This window comes from Sphingobium sp. EM0848, assembly GCF_013375555.1.
Taxonomy (GTDB): Bacteria; Pseudomonadota; Alphaproteobacteria; order Sphingomonadales; family Sphingomonadaceae; genus Sphingobium.
The window spans coordinates 2593055-2612490 of record NZ_JABXWB010000001.1 but is presented as its reverse complement, the minus strand read 5'-3'; the positions used below and the strand labels follow the sequence as shown (position 1 = coordinate 2612490).

Here is a 19436-nt window from a genome sequence, read left to right as displayed (position 1 = left end):
TATATGGGCCGCCCATGAGCATTCCTTCCCGCCGCACCTTTGCCATCATCTCGCACCCTGACGCGGGTAAGACCACGCTGACCGAAAAGCTGTTGCTGGAAGGCGGCGCGATTCACCTGGCCGGTGAGGTCAAGGCGCGTGGCGCGAACCGGCGCGCGCGGTCGGACTGGATGAAGATCGAGCAGCAGCGCGGCATTTCCGTGACGTCCTCGGTCATGACCTTCGAGCGGACGCGCGATGGCGAGACGATCACCTTCAACCTGCTCGACACGCCGGGCCACGAGGATTTCAGCGAGGACACCTATCGCACGCTGACCGCCGTGGACTCCGCCGTCATGGTGATCGACGCGGCCAAGGGCATCGAACCGCAGACCCGCAAGCTGTTCGAGGTCTGCCGCCTGCGCAACGTGCCCATCATCACCTTCGTCAACAAGGTGGACCGCGAGGGCCGCGAAACCTTCGGCCTGATCGATGAAGTGGCCGACCAGTTGCAGCTCGACGTCTGCCCGATGAGCTGGCCGGTCGGCATGGGCGCCGATTTCGAGGGCATTTACGATTTCGCCACCAACCAGCTGATGCAGCCGGTCGGGCCAAGCAAGGAATTTGACGGCACGCGGCACCAGTTCAGCGGTCTGGATGATCCGAAGCTGGCCGACTATCTGTCGCCCCGCGCGCTGGAGAAGCTGCGTGAGGAAGCCGAATTGGCGCAGGGCGGCTACACCGAATTCGACCTTGGCCGCTATCGCCATGGCGACCTGACGCCGGTTTATTTCGGGTCGGCGCTCAAGCTGTTCGGCGTCACCGAACTGATCGACGCGCTGGCCGCCCATGCGCCGCCGCCCCGCGCCCAGCCCGCCGAGCCTGCGCCGATCGAACCGGAACAGAGCGAAGTCACCGGCTTCATCTTCAAGGTGCAGGCCAATATGGACCCGATGCACCGCGACCGCATCGCCTTCATGCGGCTGGTGTCGGGCAAGTTCCGGCGCGGCATGAAGCTGACTCCAAGTGGGTCGGGCAAGGCTCTGGCGGTGCATTCTCCGATCCTCTTCTTCGCGCAGGACCGCGAACTGGCGGACGAGGCCTTCCCCGGCGACATCATCGGCATCCCCAATCATGGCGCGCTGCGCGTGGGCGATACGCTGTCCGAGAAGCCGGGGCTGCGCTTCACCGGCCTGCCCAATTTCGCGCCGGAAATCCTGCGCCGCGTGGCACTGAAGGACCCGACCAAGACCAAGCAGTTGCGCAAGGCGCTGGACGACCTCAGCGAAGAGGGCGTGATTCAGGTTTTCTATCCGGAGATCGGGTCGAACTGGATCGTCGGCGTGGTCGGGCAGCTTCAGCTGGAAGTGCTGATTTCGCGGCTGGAGGCGGAGTATAAGGTCGCGGCCGGGCTGGAACAGTCGCCCTTCGACACGGCGCGCTGGGTGTCCGGGGATGACGCCGCGGTCAAGGATCTGGTGTCGTTCAACGGCGCCAATATGGCCAAGGATCGCGACGGCAATCTCGTCTTCATGGCGAAGAGCGCCTGGGATATCGGCTATCAGCAGGAACGGCATCCCAAGGTGAAGTTCAGCGCGACCAAGGAGCGTTGAACCCGATTCTCTACAGCTTCCGGCGCTGCCCTTATGCGATGCGGGCGCGCATGGCGCTGCTGGCGAGCGGGCAGGTGGTGGAACTGCGCGAGATCGTGCTGCGCGACAAGCCCGCCCACATGCTGGCGATCTCGCCCAAGGGGACGGTGCCGGTGCTGCTGTTGCCGGATGGGTCGGTGTTGGACCAAAGTCTGGACATCATGCGCTGGGCGCTTGGCCGGCACGATCCGGAGCAATGGCTGGCGGGTGAGGACAGCGATTTGATCGCCGCCAATGACGGGCCGTTCAAAAGCCATCTCGACCGCTACAAATATGCCAGCCGCCATGGGTCCGATCCCGTGGAGCATCGGGGGCAGGCGATGGCATGGCTGGCCATGTTGGAAACGCGGCTGGAGCGCAGCCGCTATTTGACCGGCGATCGGCGGTCCCTGACCGATATCGCGATCTTTCCCTTCATCCGCCAGTTCGCGGCGACGGAGCCGGAGTGGTTCGCGGATCAGCCCTTGCCGCACGTCCGGCGCTGGCTGGGCGAGCATCTGGCATCGGATGTCTTTGTCCGCGTCATGGTCCGTCTGAAACCCTGGGCCGAGGGCGACGAGTCGCTGTTTCTGAATTGATCGCCCTTTGCTTGCCGCATTTTCCGAGTCGTCAGATGTTTCCATCTGACTTGAAAATGCTCATTTCCGCAGCAGGAACACCGCATGTTCCGCGAACAGATTGGCGTTGGCGTGGGTGGTTTCCCGGTCGCCCTTGAGGAACCACTGGCCGTCGATGGTCCAGCCGCGATCCTTCACCAGCGCGCGGAAATCGTCGACCGTGACATGGTGGATGTTGAGCGTGTCATACCATGTGTCGGGCAGCAGCCGCGTCACCGGCATCCGCCCGCCCCAGAAGAGCGAGAGCCGTCCGCGCCAATGGGCGAAATTGGGGAAGGAGACGAAGGCCTGCCGCCCGATGCGCAGCAGTTCCTCGACCACGCGGTCGGGATGGCGGGTGGTCTGGAGCGTCTGGCTGAGGATGGCGTAGTCGAAGCTAGCTTGCGGATAGTAAGTGAGATCGGTGTCGGCGTCGCCCTGCACGACCGAGAGGCCCCGGCCCACGGCGGCGGCGACATTATGCGGGTCGATTTCAAGGCCCCGGGCGTCGACCTGCTTCGTATCGCGCAGCGCCGCCATCAGCGCGCCGTCGCCGCAGCCGACGTCGAGGACGCGGGCGCCCGGCGTCACGGTGCGCGCGATCAGGGCAAGGTCGGGGCGCAGGCTCATGCGCGGCCGCCTTTCAGGAAGCCATCGACCACCCGGTTGAGTTCGGGGCATTCCAGCAGGAAGGCGTCATGGCCGAAGGGGCTTGAGAGTTCGACAAAGCTCGCCTGCGCGCCGCTCGCGTTGAGGGCGTGGACGATGATGCGGGATTCCGCTGTCGGATAGAGCCAGTCGGTGTCGAAGCTGACGAGGCAGAAGCGCGCTTTCGATGCGGCAAAGGCGTTGGCGAGGCTGCCGCCATGGTCCTCGGCTATGTCATAATAGTCCATGGCGCGGGTGATGTAGAGATAGCTGTTGGCGTCGAAACGCTCGACGAAGCTCAGGCCCTGATGGCGGAGATAGCTTTCGACCTGGAAGTCCGCGTCGAAGCCGAAGGTCTTGGCGTCACGCCCCTGCAAACGTCGCCCGAATTTCTCGGTGAGGCCCGCTTCGGAGAGATAGGTGATGTGCGCGGCCATGCGGGCGACGGCGAGGCCTGCGCTGGGGATCGCGCCGTCGGCATAATAGTCGCCGCCGCGCCAGTTGGGATCGGCCATGATCGCCTGCCGCCCGACTTCGTGGAAGGCGATGTTCTGGGCGCTGTGGCGGGCGGTCGAGGCGATGACGATGCAGCTTTCGACGCGCTCCGGGTAGAGGGTCGGCCAGCTCAGCGCCTGCATCCCGCCCATCGATCCGCCGATGACGGCGGAGAGGCGGTCCACGCCCAGATGGTCGAGCAACATTGCCTGCGCGCGCACCATGTCGGCAATGGTGATGACCGGGAAGCGCATGGCATGGGGTTCGCCGGTCGCGGGATCGATGCTGACCGGGCCGCTGGACCCCATGCAGCTGCCGATGACATTGGCGCAGATGATGAAATGGCGGCTGGGATCGACCGGCTTTCCTTCACCCACCAGCCGCCACCACCAGCCGGGCTTGCCGGTGACGGGATGCTCCGACGCGACATATTGATCGCCGGTCAGCGCATGGCAGATGAGGATGACGTTGGAGCGGTCCGCATTCATCTGCCCATAGCTTTCATAGGCGATGTCGACCGGGCCGAGGGAGGCGCCGCTGTCGAGGCGCAGCGGTCCCGTCAGGCGCACCTGACGGCGCAGGCCGAAACGAATATCATCGGGAAAGGACGCGCTGGCCATTGTCTGTCCGGGCTAGGACCGGGGGTGGAGTCTGTCAATCGGCTGCCCTTTGGCCTACATCGCGGGCATGACCGATAATGCTCCCATCCCTGTTGTCGCCTTTGGTCCCCTTTATCCCTATCTGGACGAAGCGCTGGACCGGCGCTTTGCCGTTCATCGGGTGGCGGCGGATGCCGATCTTGCCGCATTACCGCCGCAGGTGAGGGAGGCGCGGGCCTTGGTGAGTTTCGGGTCGGTGGGTGCCCCCGCCGCGATCATGGATGCCTTGCCCCGGCTGGAGATGATCGGGCTGTTTTCCGTGGGCTATGACAAGGTCGATATCGATCATGCGCGGGCCAAAGGCATCCGCGTCACCAACACGCCCGATGTGCTGACGGAGGATGTGGCCGATCTGGCGGTGGGTCTGCTTTATGCTACGGTGCGCCATATCGCCGCCAATGACCGGACGGTGCGCGCAGGCGACTGGGCGCGGGGCGCGAAGCCGGCGCTGTGCGGGCGCGTGACGGGCAAGCGGATCGGGATATTGGGGCTGGGACGGATCGGGCGCGCCATTGCCCGGCGGCTGGAGCCGGTGGCGGGGGAAATCCTCTATCACAACCGGCGGCCGGCAGCGGACACGACCTATCATTATGTGGCCGATGCGCTCGAATTCGCGGCGCAAAGCGATGTGATCATCGTCGCGACCTCCGGCGGGCCGGAAGCGCGGGGGCTGATCGATGCCGCCATGCTGGATGCGTTGGGGCCGGAGGGATATATCATCAATATCAGCCGGGGCAGCGTGATCGATGAAGACGCGCTGGTGGCTGCACTGGCGGACAGGCGGATCGCGGGCGCGGGCCTTGATGTGTTCGTGAACGAACCGCATGTGCCCGAAGCGCTGTTCGCCATGGATCATGTGGTGTTGCAACCCCATCAGGGCAGCGCGACCATTGAGACGCGCAAGGCGATGGCCGATCTGGTGCTGGCCAATCTGGACGCCTGGGCGGCGGGGGAGCCTTTGCTGACGCCCGTGGTGTAGACGTTCTGGCACTTTGCGTTTCGCTTCGATGACGCTAAAGCGCGGGCCATGACAAAGCCTGCCCCCAAAGACTGGATTCTCGGTATTTCGCCCTATGTGCCGGGCAAGTCGGCCGCCGATGACGGCCGCGTGCTGGTGAAGCTGTCCGCCAATGAAAATCCGCTGGGCACCGGGGAGGCCGCGCGGGCCGCTCTGGTGGCGGCGACGGCGGACCTTGCCACCTATCCCGATCCCGGCGCCGCGAAGATGCGCGAGGCGATCGCAGCGGTGCATGGGCTGGACCCGGCGCGGGTGATCTATGGCACCGGATCGGACGAGCTGCTGCATATCGTGGCAAGCGCCTATGCCGGACCCGGGGATGAGGTTCTTTACGTCCGCTACGGCTTTTCCGTCTACGACATCGCGGCGCGCCGCGTGGGGGCCACGCCGGTGATCGCGCCGGACAAGGATTATGCGACCGATGTGGACGCGCTGCTTGCGGCGGTGACGGAAAAGACGAAGGTCGTCTTCCTCGCCAATCCGAATAATCCGACCGGCACCATGACGTCAGGGCAAGAGATTGCGCGGCTGCATGCGGGATTGCGGCCCGATATCCTGTTCGTGCTGGATCAGGCCTATGCCGAATATCTGGACGCCGATGAGGATGATGGCGGGCTGGAACTGGCGAAGACCGCCGCCAATGTGTTCGTGACGCGGACCTTCTCCAAGATTTACGGCCTCGCCGCCGAGCGGATCGGCTGGGGCTATGCCAGTGCCGAGGTGATCGACGTGCTGCACCGCATCCGCGCACCGTTCAACGTGACGACGGCGGGGCAGGCTGCGGCGATTGCGGCGGTCGGGGACACCGCCTGGGTCGAGGCGAGCCGGGTGCATAATCGCCAGTGGCGCGAGTGGCTGGCGACGGAGGTGGCAGCGCTCTCCAACCATGGCCTGCGCGCCGTGCCGAGCAAGGCGAACTTCCTGCTCATCCTGTTCGACGGCAAATTGACCGCCGAAGCGGCGATGAAGGGCCTGTGGGATGAGGGCTTCGCCACCCGCTGGCTGCCCGGACAGGGCCTGCCCAACGGCCTGCGCATCACCATCGGCAGCGAGGATCAGATGCGCCGCGTCGCCGCCCGGTTGCGCGCCATGGCGGAAGCGGCCTGATGCTGCCCTTCGCGCGGGTCACGATCATCGGGCTGGGCCTGATCGGTTCTTCGCTGGCGCGGGCGATCCGCGAAACCATGCCGACCGTGCGGGTGACAGGTTACGATGCCGATGTGCGGGTGCGGGAGATCGCACGAGCCATCGACCTGTGCGATGACGTGACCGATACGGCGGGCGCGAGCGTGACCGACGCCGATCTGGTCGTGCTGTGCGTGCCGGTGCGGGCGATGGGCGTGGCCGCCATGGAAATTGCCGACGATCTGCCTGCGGAAGCGATCGTCAGCGACGTGGGATCGTGCAAGGTCGATGTGCTGGCGCAATTGAGCGCCGCGCTGCCGGGTCGGACCGTCATTCCGGCGCATCCGGTGGCGGGGACCGAGAATAGCGGGCCGGAGGCGGGCTTTGCCTCGCTGTTCCGGGGGCGCTGGTGCATCGTGACGCCGCCTGCGGAGGCCGATCCGGTCGCCGTGGAGCGCGTGGCCGAACTGTGGCGGCGCGTGGGCGCGGATGTCGAGATGATGGACCCCGCGCACCATGATCTGGTGTTGGCGGTGACCAGCCATTTGCCGCACCTGATCGCCTATACCATCGTGGGCACGGCCAGCGATCTGGAGGATGTGACCCAGTCGGAGGTCATCAAATATTCGGCGGGCGGCTTTCGCGACTTCACCCGCATTGCCGCGTCCGACCCGACCATGTGGCGGGACGTGTTCCTGGCCAACAAGGATGCGGTGCTGGAGATGCTCCAGCGCTTTTCGGAGGATTTGTCGACCTTGCAGCGGGCGATCCGGTGGAATGACGGGGATACGCTGTTCAACCTGTTCACCCGGACGCGGGCGATCCGCCGGTCGATCATCGAGCAGGGGCAGGACGATCCCAAGCCCGATTTTGGACGCTCACACTGAAGCGTTCAGCGCGTTGATCGCCGCATGGACGCGGGCTTCGGCCTCGCCGCGATCAAGGCCGGGCGGGACGATCTCGCCGACCTTGTAGGTGATGGTGCCGGCGCGCTTCATGAACTTGCCGCGCGGGGACACGCGGCCGCTGTCCACCGCGATGGGCACCACCGGCAGGCCCAGCAGCGCGTAAAGACCCGCGAAACCGGCGCGCAAGGGCGGGCTTTCGCCATGGGGGACGCGGGTGCCTTCGGGAAAGAGGCAGACGGCACGGCCTTGCGCCGTCGTGGCCCGGGCGGCGGTGCGCAGCGCGCGCAGGGCGCTGGCTCCGGCGCTGCGCTCGATCGGGATCAGGCCATAGCGGCGCGCGATGCCGCCCCAGAACGGGATGTCGAACAGCTCGCGCTTGGCGGCGATCGCCGGGCGATCCAGCAGGCAGAGAAGGTCGATCGTCTCGAACATCGATTCATGCTTGAGAATGTAGAGATAGGGGCCTTTGGGCAGGGGTCCCTCCACCCGCACCTTCTGCCCCAGCAGCCATCGCACGCAGAAACGGTGGAAATGGCTCCATGCGGTGGCGATGCCGGGGATGGAGCGGGGCGCGACCAGATTCACCGCCATCGCCGCCAGCACGAACAGCGCCGTTCCGATATAGAAGACCAGCATGAAGGCCAGGGATCGCAGGGCGGTGAGCATCGAGAAAAACCGTCAGATACCAATCAGCGCCGCAGCCCGGCGCAGCAGATATTTATTATATTCCCGCGCCAGCATGGTGAGGCTGGGGCGGCTGGGCACGGCGTCGTAGACCAGCGTAACCCGTCCCGGCAAGGCCTGGCGCAGTTCAAGGGCGGAGCGGCGCATATGCCAGTCGGTGGTGATCAGGCGCACCGTCTTGAAGTCGCGACGTTCCAGCCAATGCGCGGTTTCTATCGCATTGGAGCGGGTATCGATGGCTTCGCGGCCCAGCGTGATGCAGCAGGTGAACAGGCGTTCGGGCGCGTGATATTTCGCGGCCAGCTCGGATGGGCGGACCGATCGGTCGACGCCGGAGATCAGCATCCGCTTCGCCGCGCCGTCCTGCAGCAGGGACAGGCCGCGATCGATGCGCCCGGCCCCGCCGGTCAGCACGACGATGGCGTCGGTTTCGCGCCCGTCCAGCGGTTGCGGCAGGAAGATCGCGAACCAGGCGAAGCCCAGCATCCACGCCAGCAGCGTGACGGCGATGAAGCGGACGATCATAGCAGCCGTCCCAGCGACCGCAGCACGGTCCAGCGCGCGGCCAGCGTCGCCAGCAGCACGCTGCCCACCGGCAGCGCGGCCAGGATCGCCCAGCTCGTCCAGGGCAGATGGATGGCGCCCAGCAATTCGGAGCCGGTCGCCAGCAACCGCGCGCCCAGCAGCACGATCGCCAGCAACGCCACGGTAAAACCCAGCGCGCCGCCGAAGAGCGCGTCGAGACCGATGCGGCGCTGGAACAGCCGGGCGATCTGCACATCGGTCGCGCCCATCAGGTGCAGCACGTCGATGGTCGCGCGGTGACCGTCATGCGCGGCACGGGCGGCCAGCACCACCACCGCGCCGGTCGCCAGCGTCATCAGCAGCACGATCCCCGCCGCCAGCCAGCCCAGTGCCGAGAGAAGCCCGGCCAGCGGCGCCAGAAAGGCGGCATGGGGTTCGATGCGGATTCTGGGGGAGAGGGCGGTCAGTTGCTGGCGCAGGCGGGCAACCTTCGCATCGGTCTGGCCGGGCGTCAGCTCGATATCGATCAGCGCCGGGATCGGCAGGTCGCCGCTCACCGCATCCTGCCCCAGCCAGGGACGGATCTGGTCGGCAAGGGTGGCGGCCGGAACGGGGTGGATCGCGCGGATCGCGCCGTTCTTGCGCAACGCCTGAGCCGCGAGCGCGCCCAGCCGGTCGCGCTGCTCGGCATTGGCCTCGACGATCTGCACCGTGGCGCGTCCGGCCAGGTCGGCGCCCATCGCCTTGACCGCCGCGCCGAGGCCGAGGCCCGCCGCCGCCGCCAGCACGGTCAGGAACATCATGATCGCGATGATCCAGGGCATGGGGCCGGCCACACGCCCTTCCGGCAAAAGCCGGTGGCGCGCGGCGGCGGCGGCGCGGCGATCAGTGACATTGTGGAGGGAGGCCATCAGCCGTTCGCCTGCGGCTTGGGCGGATAGCGCAGCGATCCGGTCGGGTCGGACAGGCGGCCCTTGTCCAGCTTCATCATCTGGGCGCTGCCGACCTGCGCGATCAGCGGCAGGTCGTGGGTGGCGACGACGATCGTGGTGCCAAGGCGATTGAGCGCTTCGAACAGGGTCATCAGCCGCCGGGCCATGTCCGCGTCGACGTTGCCGGTCGGTTCGTCCGCCACCAATATTTCAGGCCGGCCGATCACTGCGCGGGCGATGGCGACGCGCTGCTGCTCCCCGCCGGAGAGGGTCGCGGGACGCGCCTGACCCCGGTCGCCCAGGCCCACCCAGTTCAGCATTTCGCTGACCGGGGCGTCGATTTCCGCCTCCTCCATCCCGGCGACGCGCAGGGGCAGGGCGATATTGTCATAGACCGACAGATGCGGAACCAGCCGGAAATCCTGAAACACAACGCCGATACGGCGGCGGAAGCCGGGCAGGCGCTTGCGCGGCAGCGTCACCACATCCTCACCGAACAGGCGGATGACGCCGCGGCTGGGCCGCTGGGCAAGATAAAGCAGCTTGAGCAGCGAGGTCTTGCCGGCGCCCGACGCACCGGTCAGGAAATAAAAGCCGCCGCCGGCCAGCGAAAAGCTGACGTCGGACAGCGTCTCGCTATCCAGACCATAGCGCAGGCCGACATTTTCGAACTGGACGATGGCGGACATGAGTGAATGACTGCGCCCCGGCGCTCCCTGCTTCCCCTGACGTGCAGCCATGGCACAGCGGACGGGCAGCCGTAAAGCCCATGCGGCCTTATCCCGCGAGTCGCAGCCATGTCGAAGCCGCTTGCCCTCGAATCCAACTCATGGCTATGAAGCGTCATGATCCTGGTGTGTCCCAACTGCGCCACGCGCTACATCGTGCCGGACAGCGCCGTCGGTCCGAACGGCCGCCAGGTTCGCTGCGCCGCCTGCAAACATAGCTGGTTCCAGGAAGGCGCCCAATTGGCGCCGCGTGAAGAGGCGCTGGAAACCGTGGGCGCTGCCGAGCCGGTGGCTGCCGCGCCGCCGCCCCCGCCGCCTCCGCCGTCCCCCCCTCCGCCGGTGCCGGAGCAGGTCGCTCCCGCAGCGCAGGTGCCCGAGATTCCCGAACCCGTTGTCGAGGCGACACCCCCGCCGTCCGCAGCAGATGTGGCGACGCCCGATTATCGGTTCGACAATGTTTACGACCGTGTGCCGGAGCCGGACGTGCCTGCCGCGCCGTTCAAGCCGCGCCGCAACCGGCTGAAGATGTGGACCTATGCCGCGACCGGCTTCTGCCTGTTGGTGGCGGCCGCGGGCGGTGCGCTCTGGTATTTCGGCACGCCGAGTTGGGCGATCAATCTGGGGCTGGTGGCGGAGGAGGGCGATCCCGACCTGCTCTTCTATCTTTCCAAGCCCGCCGAACGGCGCAAATTGCCGACCGGCGAGGAATATTTCGCCTTCGGCGCGCGGATCGTGAACAGCGGGAAACAGCAGTTGCCGGTGCCGCCGGTGCTGGTGCAACTGCGCGACCGGCAGAACCGGCTGGTATTCAGCTGGACCACCAAGGCGGATCGGACCAGCCTGAAGCCGGGCGAGGAAGCGTCGATCAACGAAAGCCGGATCGACATTCCCAAAAATGCCGAGAATCTCTCGCTGACCTTCGTGCAGTAGGATGGGTTTATTCCTCCCCATCGCCTGACGGGGAGGATGGGGATCAGGGATAGCTGATCGTTTTGGGGCGGCCCTGAGGGATCGGAATAAACTCCTTGTCGTCGCCGGGGATCAGGGGGAAACGCATGGCTTCCCAATCGTCGCGCGCCTGCATCAGCCGGTCCTTGGTCGAGGACACGAAATTCCACCAGACATGGCGGGGCGTGCGGAATGCCTCTCCCCCGCACAGCACGACGCGGCCGCCATCGACGCTCATCAGCGTCGCTCGCGTGCCGGGGCGCAGGACATAGAGGGTCTGCGGCAGGAGCATCACCCCGTCCAGCGCCGCGTCGCCGCCGGAAACATAGATGGCGCGCTCTTCCGCCTCCGCATCGATGGGGACCGAGCCGCCGGGGGACAGCTGGATGTCGGCGTAGATCGTCTTCGCATAGGTGGTGACGGGGGAGGTTTCGCCCCAGAGGCTGCCCATAATGACCCTGGCGCGGGCCTGGCCGCAATCGATGATCGGCAGGCCGCCTTCGCCGACATGCTCGAAGGCCGGGTCCATTTCCTCGTTGCGGTCGGGGAGGGCGAGCCAGGTCTGGATGGCCGAGAGTTTGGACAGTTTCGCGCGATCCTCGTCGGGCGAACGCTCGGAATGGACGATGCCCTTGCCCGCCGTCATCAGGTTCACCGCGCCCGGTTCGATCAACTGCTCCGTGCCCAGGGAGTCGCGGTGGAGGAAGCTGCCCTCATACATATAGGTGACGGTGGCGAGGTTGATGTGCGGATGCGGGCGCACGTCCACCCCCTGGCCCGGCGCGATGCGGGCGGGTCCGGCCTGGTCGAAGAAGATGAACGGGCCGACCATGGTGCGCTCCTTGGCCGGGAGGGAGCGATGGACCCGGAAATCGCCCAGATTATGGGATGTCGGCGTGATGGTCTGGATGATCGGGTCGGTCGGGGTCATGGTGCGTCCAGTTCGGGATAGTGGCGGAAGATGTCTTCCTGGGTGAACGGCAGGCGCCGGTCGCTTGCGAGATAGTCCTGCAATTCGGACAGCGCCGCAACCCGGTCGTGCAGATCGGCAAGGCACGGGAAGGAAGGCATCAGCGTCGCCATGCGCAGCGGAAAGGCGTAGCGCATCCCGGCGATCAGGTGAAAGAGCGAGAGGTCGGCATAGCTCCAGCGCTGGCCCGCCAGCCAGTCGCCCGGTTCCGCGTTCAACGCATGTTCGAAATAGGTCAGATATTTGGGGATGCGCAATTGGCGCAAGCCATGGGCGGCGCGCAGGGCTTCGGTCTTCTGATCCTCATAATAAAGGTCCGGGCCGATGGGGTGATGGACATTATGGGCTTCGGCCACCATGTCCATGATGGTGAGTTGCACCTGCGCGAGCCAGTGGCGGGGCTTGGGGCCAGCGGGGCCGCATCCATGCCGTTCGGCCAGATAAAAAAGGATGTTCGCCGTCTGCGCCACCGTCTGGCCGTCCGTCACCAGATAGGGTGGGGCGAAGGCCGGGCCGCCATCGTGCCGCTCCATGTCGGCCATCAGTGCTTCGTCGCCATCGATGCGGGCGCGGTCGCGATAGGCGATGCCGCACGCCTCCAGCGTCAGCCGGACGAATTCGCCCCGGCCGGGGACGGTGGACCAGTACCAGAGATCATAAGCCATGCGTTGATCCTCCTCGGACGGCGGAACAACGCATGAGGAGGATCAAGGTCTCATTCGCCGGGCGCGCGGGCCTTGATGGCGAGGGCGTGGACCTTCTCGCGCAGCAGGTCGGCCAGCGCGGCGTTGACCAGCCGCTGGCGGGCCACGCGATTCTGGCCGGTGAAGCGGTCGGACACGATCTCCACGGTGAAATGGCTTTCGCCCGATCCGTCATGCCCCGCATGGCCGCGATGCATTTCGCTGTCGTCGATCACGGCGAGCCGTTCAGGAGCAAGGGCGGCGCGCAGCCGGGCTTCGATTTCAGTGGCTACGGGGCCTTTAACAATCTCGGTCATGGCGCCTATATAGGCCCTTTGCCCGCAGTTGCATCAGGACAATCTTGGCTAGCGATCCTTTCTCGACCCGGCGTTTCAACCGTTTCCATGGCCGCGTGGAAAGCGACCGTCCCTGCGCGGTCCCCGGCTGCCTGGAACCGGGCGAGTTCCGCGCGCCGCCGCTGGAGGGGGGGCGGTCGAACCAAGAAGGCCCGCGCTGGCGCTGGCTGTGCCTCGACCATGTGCGGGAATTCAACCAGGGTTATAATTTCTTCACCGGCATGAGCCCGGAGGAGATCAACGCCGCCCAGCGTCCCTATGCGGGATGGGAACGGGAGACGCGGGCCTTTTCCTCCAACGCCGCCAGCCCGCCGCCCAAATGGTCGGACTTTCAGGACCCGCTCGACGCCATCGGCGCCAAGTTCAGGGAACGGGTGGCAAAGGCGCGGGCGGACAATCAGATGCGGCAGGACGGCAAATTCCTGTCGAAGGACGACCGCCGGGCGCTGGATGTCATGGGGCTGCCGATCGATGCGGATCGCAAGGCCCTTCGGCAACGCTATACGGAATTGCTGCGACGCTATCATCCCGACCATAATGGCGGGGACCGGAGCCATGAAACCTCGCTGCAAGGGGTGATCGAGGCCTATCAACTGCTCCGGAAGGCGGAGGTTTTCGCCTGAACGCTCAGAGCAGGAACCAGCCGATGCCCAGGCCCAGTTGCATGCCGGCGATCAGCAGCAGCAGGGTTGAAAAGGGTTGCTTGCGGGTTTTGTGACGGAACAGGCGGCGCGCGAGCAGGGCGCCCGGCGAGCCGCCGATCAACGCCAGACCCAGCAGATCAGCCTCTGCTATGCGGCGCCGACCAGCGATGGCTGCGGCCTTGTCCTGCCGGAAACGGAGCATCGTCCAGCCGTTCAGCCCCAGCAGGATGAGGAATAATGTCGCCATGCCCATGATGTCGCGATAGCGGACGGGCGTTGATTTTCATATCGTCGATCCGGGCTTGCCCCCAATCGCGGCCGCTGTCATAGGCGCCGGCCCCTTACCTCCCGGAGAATTTCATGACGATGCCCCGCGCCCTGGGCCTTGATTTCGGCACGACCAACAGCGTGGCCGCGCTTGCCGGGGACGGCGGTTCGGAACTGGTCGAATTTGCGGGCGAGCAGGCGGCTGGCGCGGTGTTCCGCTCGGCGCTGTGCTTCTGGCATGATGGTGATGTGAAGGGCGGCATGGCGCATGAGGCCGGGCCATGGGCGATTGCCGAATATCTGGAATTTCCAGAGGACAGCCGCTTCCTGCAAAGCTTCAAGTCAGTGGCCGCCAGCCCGATCTTCGAAAGCGCCAGCGTGTTCGAAAAGCGTTTCCGCTTCGAGGAACTGGGGCAGATGTTTCTGTCGCGCATGGTCGGCCATGCGGGCGGGACGCTGGACCGGCGGCCGGAGCGGATCGTGGTCGGGCGGCCGGTGGAATATGCGGGGTCGCGGCCCGATGAAGCCCTGGCCCGGCGGCGCTATGACGCCATGTTCGGCGGCTTTGGCGATGAGATTCACTATGTCTATGAACCGCTGGGCGCCGCGTTCAGCTACGCCAGCCGCCTGACCGAAGCGGCGACGATATTGGTGGCGGATTTCGGCGGCGGCACCAGCGACTTTTCCATCGTTCGGGTCGAGGCGCCGGGGGCGGCGCGCCGTTGCGTGCCGCTGGGGTCGGCGGGTATCGGTCTGGCCGGGGACCGGTTCGACTATCGGATCGTCGATCATCTGGTGCTGCCGATGCTGGGCAAGGGCGGCAGTTATCAGAGCTTTGGCAAGGAACTGGAGATTCCGCGCAGCTATTTCGCGGATTTTGCCGACTGGTCCCGGCTGGCGCTGATGCGCAACCGGCGGACGATGGAGGAACTGGCGCGCTTGCAGAAGACGGCCAACGATCCCGCTGCCATCGGCCGGATGATCACGGTGATCGAGAAGGAACTGGGCTATCCGCTCTATGATGCGGTGGGGTCTTTGAAGCGGCGGCTGTCGGAGGTGGAAAGCGCGACCTTCGCGTTCGAAGGCGGCGGTCTTGCCATCGAGGCGGAAGTGACGCGCGCCGATTTCGAAGGCTGGATCGCGCCCGACATCGCCCGGATCGAAGCGACGGTTGATATGGCGCTCGCCAAGGCAGGGGTTGAACCCGACGCCATTGACCGGGTGTTTCTGACCGGAGGCACCTCGCTGATACCGGCGATCCGGCGCATCTTCGACCAGCGTTTCGGCGCGGAGCATATTGCCACCGGCGGCGAATTGACCTCCATCGCGCATGGACTGGCGCTGATCGGACAGGAGGCCAATTTGGCCGAATGGGCCGCTTGATTGCCCGCGTGACAAGTCCCACTCTATCGACATGCCCCTTCGCGATGGCTAGGGCATGGATGACAAGACCGCTCAAAGAGACAAGATGATGACCGACATCCCCAACGTCCAGCCCGATACCCGCGCCGAAACGCTGTTGGCTGCGCCCGACCGCGAAGTGGACGCGCGCGAAGTGTTCGGCATCGATGTCGACATGAAGATCCCGGCCTTTTCGGAGGCGGACGAGCGCGTGCCTGATCTCGATCCGGCCTATGTGTTCGACCCGGATACCACGCTCGCGATCCTGGCGGGCTTTGCCTATAATCGCCGCGTGATGGTGCAGGGCTATCACGGCACCGGCAAGTCGAGCCATATCGAACAGGTCGCCGCGCGCCTGCGCTGGCCGTGTATCCGCATCAATCTGGACGCGCATATCAGCCGTATCGATCTGGTCGGGCGTGACGCCATCGTGCTGAAGGAAGGCCAGCAGGTGACGGAATTCCGCGAAGGCCTGCTCCCCTGGGCGTTGCAGCGGCCCGTGGCGCTGGTGTTCGACGAATATGATGCCGGCCGTCCGGACGTGATGTTCGTGATCCAGCGCGTGCTGGAAACCGACGGCAAGATGACGCTGCTCGACCAGAATCGGGTCATCCGGCCGAACCCGCATTTCCGCCTGTTCGCGACCGCCAACACCGTGGGTCTGGGCGACACGACCGGCCTCTATCACGGCACGCAGCAGATCAACCAGGGCCAGATGGACCGCTGGAATCTGGTGGTGGCGCTGAACTATCTGCCCGCCGCGACCGAGGCGCAGGTGGTGCTGGCCAAGTCGGGCGAATATGATCATGAGGGCGGCCGCAAGGAAGTCGAGAATATGATCAAGGTGGCGGAGTTGACTCGCCAAGGGTTTATCAACGGCGATATTTCGACCGTCATGTCGCCCCGTACCGTGATCAGCTGGGCGCAGAATGCGCTGATCTTCAAGAATATCGGCTTTGCCTTCCGCCTGTCCTTCCTCAACAAATGCGATGAGGCGGAGAGGGCGCTGGTGGCCGAATATTATCAGCGCGTCTTCGGCAAGGACCTGCCCGAAAGCGTCGCCCACCGGGCGGCGTGAACGCCCAAAGGAAGCAGAAAATGATCGTCGTCGAACGCATCTCGCCCGAGGATACCCCTCATCGGATCAGCATTCGCGGCCATGAACTGACCGTCGATATGACGGCGCCGGACGGGCATGATGCCGGGCCGGACCCGCATGACCTGTATGATTCGGCTCTGGGTGCGTGCAAGGCGATGACCATGCTCTGGTATGCGCAGCGCAACGGCATCCCGGTCGAGGGCATCCATGTCGGCGTGGTTCGCGATGCCAGTCAGGAGCGCAAGGGCGTCTACAGGCTGACGACGCGCATCGCGCTGACCGGCCCGTTGACCGAGGAGCAGCATGACAGGCTGATCGCCGTGGCCGCCAAGTGCCCGGTGCACAAGCTGATGAGCGAGGTCGAGACGCAGATCGAAACCGTCGCCGTGCCTTATGTCGGTGAGGGCGAGCGGCCGTGAGCGAGACGATTTCCCTGTCCGCAACACGCCATGGCCTGCCGCTCGGCAGCGCATTCAATCTGCGCGATTTCGGCGGCTATGCGACCGCGGAAGGGCGCTGCGTGAAGCGCGGGGTGCTCTATCGGTCGGGGACGATGGCGCTGCTGACCGACGCAGATGCGGAGCAGTTGCGATCCTTCGGCATCAAGGCGATCTGCGATTTTCGCCGGGGCAATGAACGCACCGCCGAACCGACGCACTGGCATGGGGCGGAGGTCGACTATTTCTGCCGCGACTATACGGAAAGCAGCGGCCTGCTGGGCGAGATATTGAAGCGTGACGGCGCGACGGCGGAGGATATGCGCGCCACGATGATCGCGCTCTACCGCGACATTCCCGTCGATCATGCCGAATCCTACCGCGCCATGTTCGCGCGGATCGCCGAGGGGCGGGTGCCGCTGTTGATCAACTGTTCGGCGGGCAAGGATCGCACCGGTGTCGGTGCGGCGCTGGTGCTGGCGGCGCTGGGCGTGCCGCGCGCCACGATCGTTCAGGATTATCTGTTGACCAACGACCATGCCGACTGGGAATGGCTGTTGGCGCAGCGCAATACGCTGGTCGCGCGGATGCGGCAGGCGAGGGCCGAGACGCTGAGGCCGCTGCTGGTCGCGGATGCCGCCTATCTCGACAGCCTGTTCGCCGCGCTGGATGAGCGTCATGGCGGCGTCGACGGCTATCTGGCCGATGTGCTGGGCGTGGACGCCGCGGCGCGGGACGCCATGCGCGGGATGCTGCTGGACTGATGGCCGACCGTTCGCCCCTCGATGCTTTCAAGGACGTGCTGTCCGGCGCGGCGCGGTCGATCGCGCGCGACGCGGAGGTGGAGGTGAACTTCACCGCCGACACGCCGCATATGGCGGGCAAGGCGATCAAGGTGCCGACGCCGGGCCGCAATCTCCCTGCCGATCAGGTGGCGCTGGCGCGGGGTTTTGCCGATGCCAATGCGCTGAAATTGCGGCATCATAATGCGAAGGTCCATGGCGCTGCCGCGCCGTCCGATGCCGTGGCGCGGGCGGTCTATGACGCGGTCGAGCAGGCGCGGGTGGAGGCCATCGGCTCGCGGGCCATGGCCGGGGTTCGGGCGAACCTCAACCACGCGCTCGATCTCCGGTTGAAATCCGATCCCATCCGCCGGGCGCGTTCGGCCGACGAAGTGCCTTTGTCCACGGCGCTGGCGCTCAAGGTACGGGAGAGGCTGACCGGGCAGGCGATCCCCAGGGATGTCGCTTCGGGCATGGCGATGGTGGATCAGTGGATCGAGGAAAAGGCAGGAGCCGACCTCGACGCGCTGTCCATGGCGATCGACGACCAGCGGGCCTTCCAGAAGCTGACCTCGGCCATGCTGGAGCATCTCCAGCTGGTCGATGCCGATACGCCGCCCGAAACCGACGACTCCGAGCCACAGGAAGAGGGCGAGGACGAGGAACAGCAGCAGGAAGACGGCGACTCCGGCGAGGACGAAGCAGGCGACAGCGACGCCTTCGCCGAAGCCCGCGCCGAGGATCAGGGCGGCGACACCGAGGAAGGCGAAACCGAATATAGCGACGAGTTCGACGCCGACAGCGATGAAGGCGCCGACGATATGGGCGAGGAAGGCATGATGCCGGTTCGCCCCAACCGTCCGATGGGCGATCTGCCGCCGGGTTTCGACTATAAGCCCTATACGCAGCTGCATGATGAAGTCGTGACTGCCGAGGATCTGTGCGACGAGGATGAGTTGCTGCGGTTGCGCGGCTTCCTCGACCAGCAGCTTGTCAGCTTGCAGGGGGCGGTGACGAAGCTCGCCAACCGCTTGCAGCGGCGGCTGATGGCGCAGCAGTCGCGGTCGTGGGACTTCGATCAGGAGGAAGGGCTGCTCGACGCGGCGCGGCTGGCGCGCATCGTGATCGATCCGACGCGCTCGCTGTCCTACAAGATCGAGCGGGATACCGAGTTCCGCGATACCGTGGTGACGCTGCTGATCGACAATTCAGGCTCGATGCGCGGGCGGCCGATCTCCATCGCGGCGATCAGCGCCGACATCATGGCGCGTACGCTGGAGCGGTGCGGCGTCAAGACCGAAATTCTGGGCTTCACCACCCGCGCGTGGAAGGGCGGACAAAGCCGTGAGGATTGGCTGGCGGCCGGTCGTCCGCCGATGCCGGGTCGGCTCAATGACCTGCGGCACATCGTCTACAAGAAGGCCGACGAACCCTGGCGCCGGGCGCGCAAGAATCTGGGCCTGATGATGCGCGAGGGGTTGCTCAAGGAGAATATCGACGGCGAGGCGCTGCTCTGGGCGCATAACCGGCTGATCGCGCGCAATGAGGAACGCCGCATCCTGATGGTGATCTCCGACGGCGCGCCGGTCGATGACAGCACCCTGTCGGTCAACAGCGGCACCTATCTGGAGCGGCATTTGCGGCAGGTGATCGAGTGGATCGAGAACCGCTCACCCGTGCAGCTTGTCGCCATCGGCATCGGCCATGACGTCACGCGCTATTATCGCCGCGCAGTGACCATCATGGATGCCGAACAGCTTGGCGGGACCATGGTGGAACAGCTCGCCGGACTGTTCGACGAAGATTAGAAGCCCTGCTTGTCCGGGCTTCGGCGATGTCGAAACCCGGCCCTTCCCTTGAAAAGAAGACCGGCAATCTCGACCTCGTCACAGCGCGGAGA

General features: G+C 65.6%; 22 protein-coding genes. 12 read left to right on the top strand and 10 right to left on the bottom strand.

Annotated elements, in window-relative coordinates; translation table 11 throughout:
- Nucleotides 1-14 precede the first annotated feature (14 nt).
- A complete protein-coding gene (locus HUK73_RS12705; protein WP_176592224.1) occupies nt 15-1592 on the top strand; it encodes a peptide chain release factor 3 in 1578 nt (525 codons plus the stop codon).
- Nucleotides 1589-2209: a glutathione S-transferase gene (locus HUK73_RS12700; protein WP_255326269.1), complete on the top strand. Its 621-nt coding sequence runs from the start codon at nt 1589-1591 to the stop codon at nt 2207-2209. Before HUK73_RS12705 ends, HUK73_RS12700 begins: the two co-directional genes overlap by 4 nt.
- A 60-nt stretch (nt 2210-2269) precedes the next feature.
- Here the strand turns inward: HUK73_RS12700 and metW are convergent, their stop codons facing one another.
- Together metW and HUK73_RS12690 are read right to left on the bottom strand one after the other, a co-directional pair.
- On the bottom strand, nt 2270-2857 hold the full coding sequence (gene metW / locus HUK73_RS12695) for a methionine biosynthesis protein MetW (protein ID WP_176592223.1): 588 nt from the start codon (nt 2855-2857) through the stop codon (nt 2270-2272).
- Nucleotides 2854-3990 (bottom strand): homoserine O-acetyltransferase, encoded by a 1137-nt coding sequence (locus tag HUK73_RS12690; RefSeq protein ID WP_176592222.1) that lies wholly within the window; start codon nt 3988-3990, stop codon nt 2854-2856. Before HUK73_RS12690 ends, metW begins: the two co-directional genes overlap by 4 nt.
- Before the next feature lie 58 nt (nt 3991-4048).
- On the opposite strand from HUK73_RS12690, the gene HUK73_RS12685 reads away from it, so the two are divergent.
- The 3 genes from HUK73_RS12685 to HUK73_RS12675 are packed head-to-tail and all read left to right on the top strand — an operon-like array spanning nt 4049 to nt 7059.
- Complete coding sequence (locus HUK73_RS12685) at nt 4049-5008, top strand: 2-hydroxyacid dehydrogenase (RefSeq protein ID WP_369805524.1); 960 nt, start codon at nt 4049-4051, stop codon at nt 5006-5008.
- Between the two features lie 48 nt (nt 5009-5056).
- The gene (hisC, locus tag HUK73_RS12680; RefSeq protein ID WP_176592220.1) at nt 5057-6154 is read left to right on the top strand and encodes a histidinol-phosphate transaminase; all 1098 of its coding nucleotides are present in this window, start codon (nt 5057-5059) and stop codon (nt 6152-6154) included.
- The gene (locus HUK73_RS12675) at nt 6154-7059 is read left to right on the top strand and encodes a prephenate/arogenate dehydrogenase family protein (RefSeq protein WP_176592219.1); all 906 of its coding nucleotides are present in this window, start codon (nt 6154-6156) and stop codon (nt 7057-7059) included. Before hisC ends, HUK73_RS12675 begins: the two co-directional genes overlap by 1 nt.
- On the opposite strand, the gene HUK73_RS12670 is transcribed toward HUK73_RS12675, so the two are convergent.
- From HUK73_RS12670 to ftsE, 4 genes are read right to left on the bottom strand one after another with little or no spacing between them, the layout of a single operon-like run.
- Nucleotides 7051-7746, bottom strand: coding sequence for a 1-acyl-sn-glycerol-3-phosphate acyltransferase (locus HUK73_RS12670; RefSeq protein WP_176592218.1), 696 nt, complete (start codon nt 7744-7746; stop codon nt 7051-7053). The genes HUK73_RS12675 and HUK73_RS12670 overlap by 9 nt on opposite strands.
- Before the next feature lie 12 nt (nt 7747-7758).
- Nucleotides 7759-8289, bottom strand: coding sequence for a YdcF family protein (locus tag HUK73_RS12665; protein WP_176592217.1), 531 nt, complete (start codon nt 8287-8289; stop codon nt 7759-7761).
- Entirely contained in the window at nt 8286-9200 is a 915-nt protein-coding gene (locus HUK73_RS12660; RefSeq protein WP_176592216.1) for an ABC transporter permease, read from the bottom strand. Before HUK73_RS12660 ends, HUK73_RS12665 begins: the two co-directional genes overlap by 4 nt.
- Nucleotides 9200-9910 carry a cell division ATP-binding protein FtsE gene (gene ftsE / locus HUK73_RS12655; protein WP_176592215.1) on the bottom strand — a complete coding sequence of 237 codons (711 nt, stop codon included), beginning with the start codon at nt 9908-9910 and terminating at the stop codon, nt 9200-9202. Before ftsE ends, HUK73_RS12660 begins: the two co-directional genes overlap by 1 nt.
- A gap of 156 nt (nt 9911-10066) precedes the next feature.
- Between ftsE and HUK73_RS12650 the strand changes: the two genes are divergently transcribed.
- A complete protein-coding gene (locus HUK73_RS12650) occupies nt 10067-10879 on the top strand; it encodes an MJ0042-type zinc finger domain-containing protein (protein WP_176592214.1) in 813 nt (270 codons plus the stop codon).
- Nucleotides 10880-10922: 43 nt separating this feature from the next.
- On the opposite strand, the gene HUK73_RS12645 is transcribed toward HUK73_RS12650, so the two are convergent.
- From HUK73_RS12645 to HUK73_RS12635, 3 genes are read right to left on the bottom strand one after another with little or no spacing between them, the layout of a single operon-like run.
- On the bottom strand, nt 10923-11828 hold the full coding sequence (locus HUK73_RS12645) for a pirin family protein (RefSeq protein WP_176592213.1): 906 nt from the start codon (nt 11826-11828) through the stop codon (nt 10923-10925).
- Nucleotides 11825-12532 carry a glutathione S-transferase gene (locus HUK73_RS12640; protein WP_176592212.1) on the bottom strand — a complete coding sequence of 236 codons (708 nt, stop codon included), beginning with the start codon at nt 12530-12532 and terminating at the stop codon, nt 11825-11827. The genes HUK73_RS12645 and HUK73_RS12640 overlap by 4 nt, the downstream gene beginning before the upstream one ends.
- Nucleotides 12533-12582: 50 nt before the next feature.
- Entirely contained in the window at nt 12583-12867 is a 285-nt protein-coding gene (locus tag HUK73_RS12635; protein WP_176592211.1) for a BolA family transcriptional regulator, read from the bottom strand.
- Nucleotides 12868-12911: 44 nt separating this feature from the next.
- On the opposite strand from HUK73_RS12635, the gene HUK73_RS12630 reads away from it, so the two are divergent.
- Nucleotides 12912-13529: a J domain-containing protein gene (locus HUK73_RS12630; RefSeq protein ID WP_176592210.1), complete on the top strand. Its 618-nt coding sequence runs from the start codon at nt 12912-12914 to the stop codon at nt 13527-13529.
- A 4-nt stretch (nt 13530-13533) separates the two neighbouring features.
- Here the strand turns inward: HUK73_RS12630 and HUK73_RS12625 are convergent, their stop codons facing one another.
- Complete coding sequence (locus tag HUK73_RS12625) at nt 13534-13803, bottom strand: DUF1294 domain-containing protein (RefSeq protein WP_176592209.1); 270 nt, start codon at nt 13801-13803, stop codon at nt 13534-13536.
- A 107-nt stretch (nt 13804-13910) separates the two neighbouring features.
- Between HUK73_RS12625 and HUK73_RS12620 the strand changes: the two genes are divergently transcribed.
- The 5 genes from HUK73_RS12620 to cobT all read left to right on the top strand — a co-directional run bounded on the left by HUK73_RS12620 (nt 13911) and on the right by cobT (nt 19344).
- Nucleotides 13911-15200: an Hsp70 family protein gene (locus HUK73_RS12620; protein WP_176592208.1), complete on the top strand. Its 1290-nt coding sequence runs from the start codon at nt 13911-13913 to the stop codon at nt 15198-15200.
- 88 nt (nt 15201-15288) lie between these two features.
- Nucleotides 15289-16296, top strand: coding sequence for a cobaltochelatase subunit CobS (gene cobS / locus HUK73_RS12615; RefSeq protein WP_176592949.1), 1008 nt, complete (start codon nt 15289-15291; stop codon nt 16294-16296).
- A 20-nt stretch (nt 16297-16316) separates the two neighbouring features.
- The gene (locus tag HUK73_RS12610) at nt 16317-16736 is read left to right on the top strand and encodes an OsmC family protein (RefSeq protein ID WP_176592207.1); all 420 of its coding nucleotides are present in this window, start codon (nt 16317-16319) and stop codon (nt 16734-16736) included.
- Entirely contained in the window at nt 16733-17518 is a 786-nt protein-coding gene (locus tag HUK73_RS12605) for a tyrosine-protein phosphatase (RefSeq protein WP_176592206.1), read from the top strand. The genes HUK73_RS12610 and HUK73_RS12605 overlap by 4 nt, the downstream gene beginning before the upstream one ends.
- Nucleotides 17518-19344 carry a cobaltochelatase subunit CobT gene (cobT, locus tag HUK73_RS12600; RefSeq protein ID WP_176592205.1) on the top strand — a complete coding sequence of 609 codons (1827 nt, stop codon included), beginning with the start codon at nt 17518-17520 and terminating at the stop codon, nt 19342-19344. Before HUK73_RS12605 ends, cobT begins: the two co-directional genes overlap by 1 nt.
- The last annotated feature ends 92 nt before the right edge of the window (nt 19345-19436 follow it).

Coding starts and splice junctions, on each gene's coding strand:
- HUK73_RS12665 (WP_176592217.1), bottom strand. CDS start 8,289: ATGATCGTCCGCTTCATCGCCGTCACGCTGCTGGCGTGGATGCTGGGC.
- HUK73_RS12650 (WP_176592214.1), top strand. CDS start 10,067: ATGATCCTGGTGTGTCCCAACTGCGCCACGCGCTACATCGTGCCGGAC.
- HUK73_RS12675 (WP_176592219.1), top strand. CDS start 6,154: ATGCTGCCCTTCGCGCGGGTCACGATCATCGGGCTGGGCCTGATCGGT.
- HUK73_RS12635 (WP_176592211.1), bottom strand. CDS start 12,867: ATGACCGAGATTGTTAAAGGCCCCGTAGCCACTGAAATCGAAGCCCGG.
- HUK73_RS12620 (WP_176592208.1), top strand. CDS start 13,911: ATGACGATGCCCCGCGCCCTGGGCCTTGATTTCGGCACGACCAACAGC.
- HUK73_RS12670 (WP_176592218.1), bottom strand. CDS start 7,746: ATGCTCACCGCCCTGCGATCCCTGGCCTTCATGCTGGTCTTCTATATC.
- HUK73_RS12690 (WP_176592222.1), bottom strand. CDS start 3,990: ATGGCCAGCGCGTCCTTTCCCGATGATATTCGTTTCGGCCTGCGCCGT.
- HUK73_RS12610 (WP_176592207.1), top strand. CDS start 16,317: ATGATCGTCGTCGAACGCATCTCGCCCGAGGATACCCCTCATCGGATC.
- HUK73_RS12640 (WP_176592212.1), bottom strand. CDS start 12,532: ATGGCTTATGATCTCTGGTACTGGTCCACCGTCCCCGGCCGGGGCGAA.
- cobT (WP_176592205.1), top strand. CDS start 17,518: ATGGCCGACCGTTCGCCCCTCGATGCTTTCAAGGACGTGCTGTCCGGC.
- HUK73_RS12660 (WP_176592216.1), bottom strand. CDS start 9,200: ATGGCCTCCCTCCACAATGTCACTGATCGCCGCGCCGCCGCCGCCGCG.
- hisC (WP_176592220.1), top strand. CDS start 5,057: ATGACAAAGCCTGCCCCCAAAGACTGGATTCTCGGTATTTCGCCCTAT.
- HUK73_RS12705 (WP_176592224.1), top strand. CDS start 15: ATGAGCATTCCTTCCCGCCGCACCTTTGCCATCATCTCGCACCCTGAC.
- metW (WP_176592223.1), bottom strand. CDS start 2,857: ATGAGCCTGCGCCCCGACCTTGCCCTGATCGCGCGCACCGTGACGCCG.
- HUK73_RS12645 (WP_176592213.1), bottom strand. CDS start 11,828: ATGACCCCGACCGACCCGATCATCCAGACCATCACGCCGACATCCCAT.
- cobS (WP_176592949.1), top strand. CDS start 15,289: ATGACCGACATCCCCAACGTCCAGCCCGATACCCGCGCCGAAACGCTG.
- ftsE (WP_176592215.1), bottom strand. CDS start 9,910: ATGTCCGCCATCGTCCAGTTCGAAAATGTCGGCCTGCGCTATGGTCTG.
- HUK73_RS12625 (WP_176592209.1), bottom strand. CDS start 13,803: ATGGGCATGGCGACATTATTCCTCATCCTGCTGGGGCTGAACGGCTGG.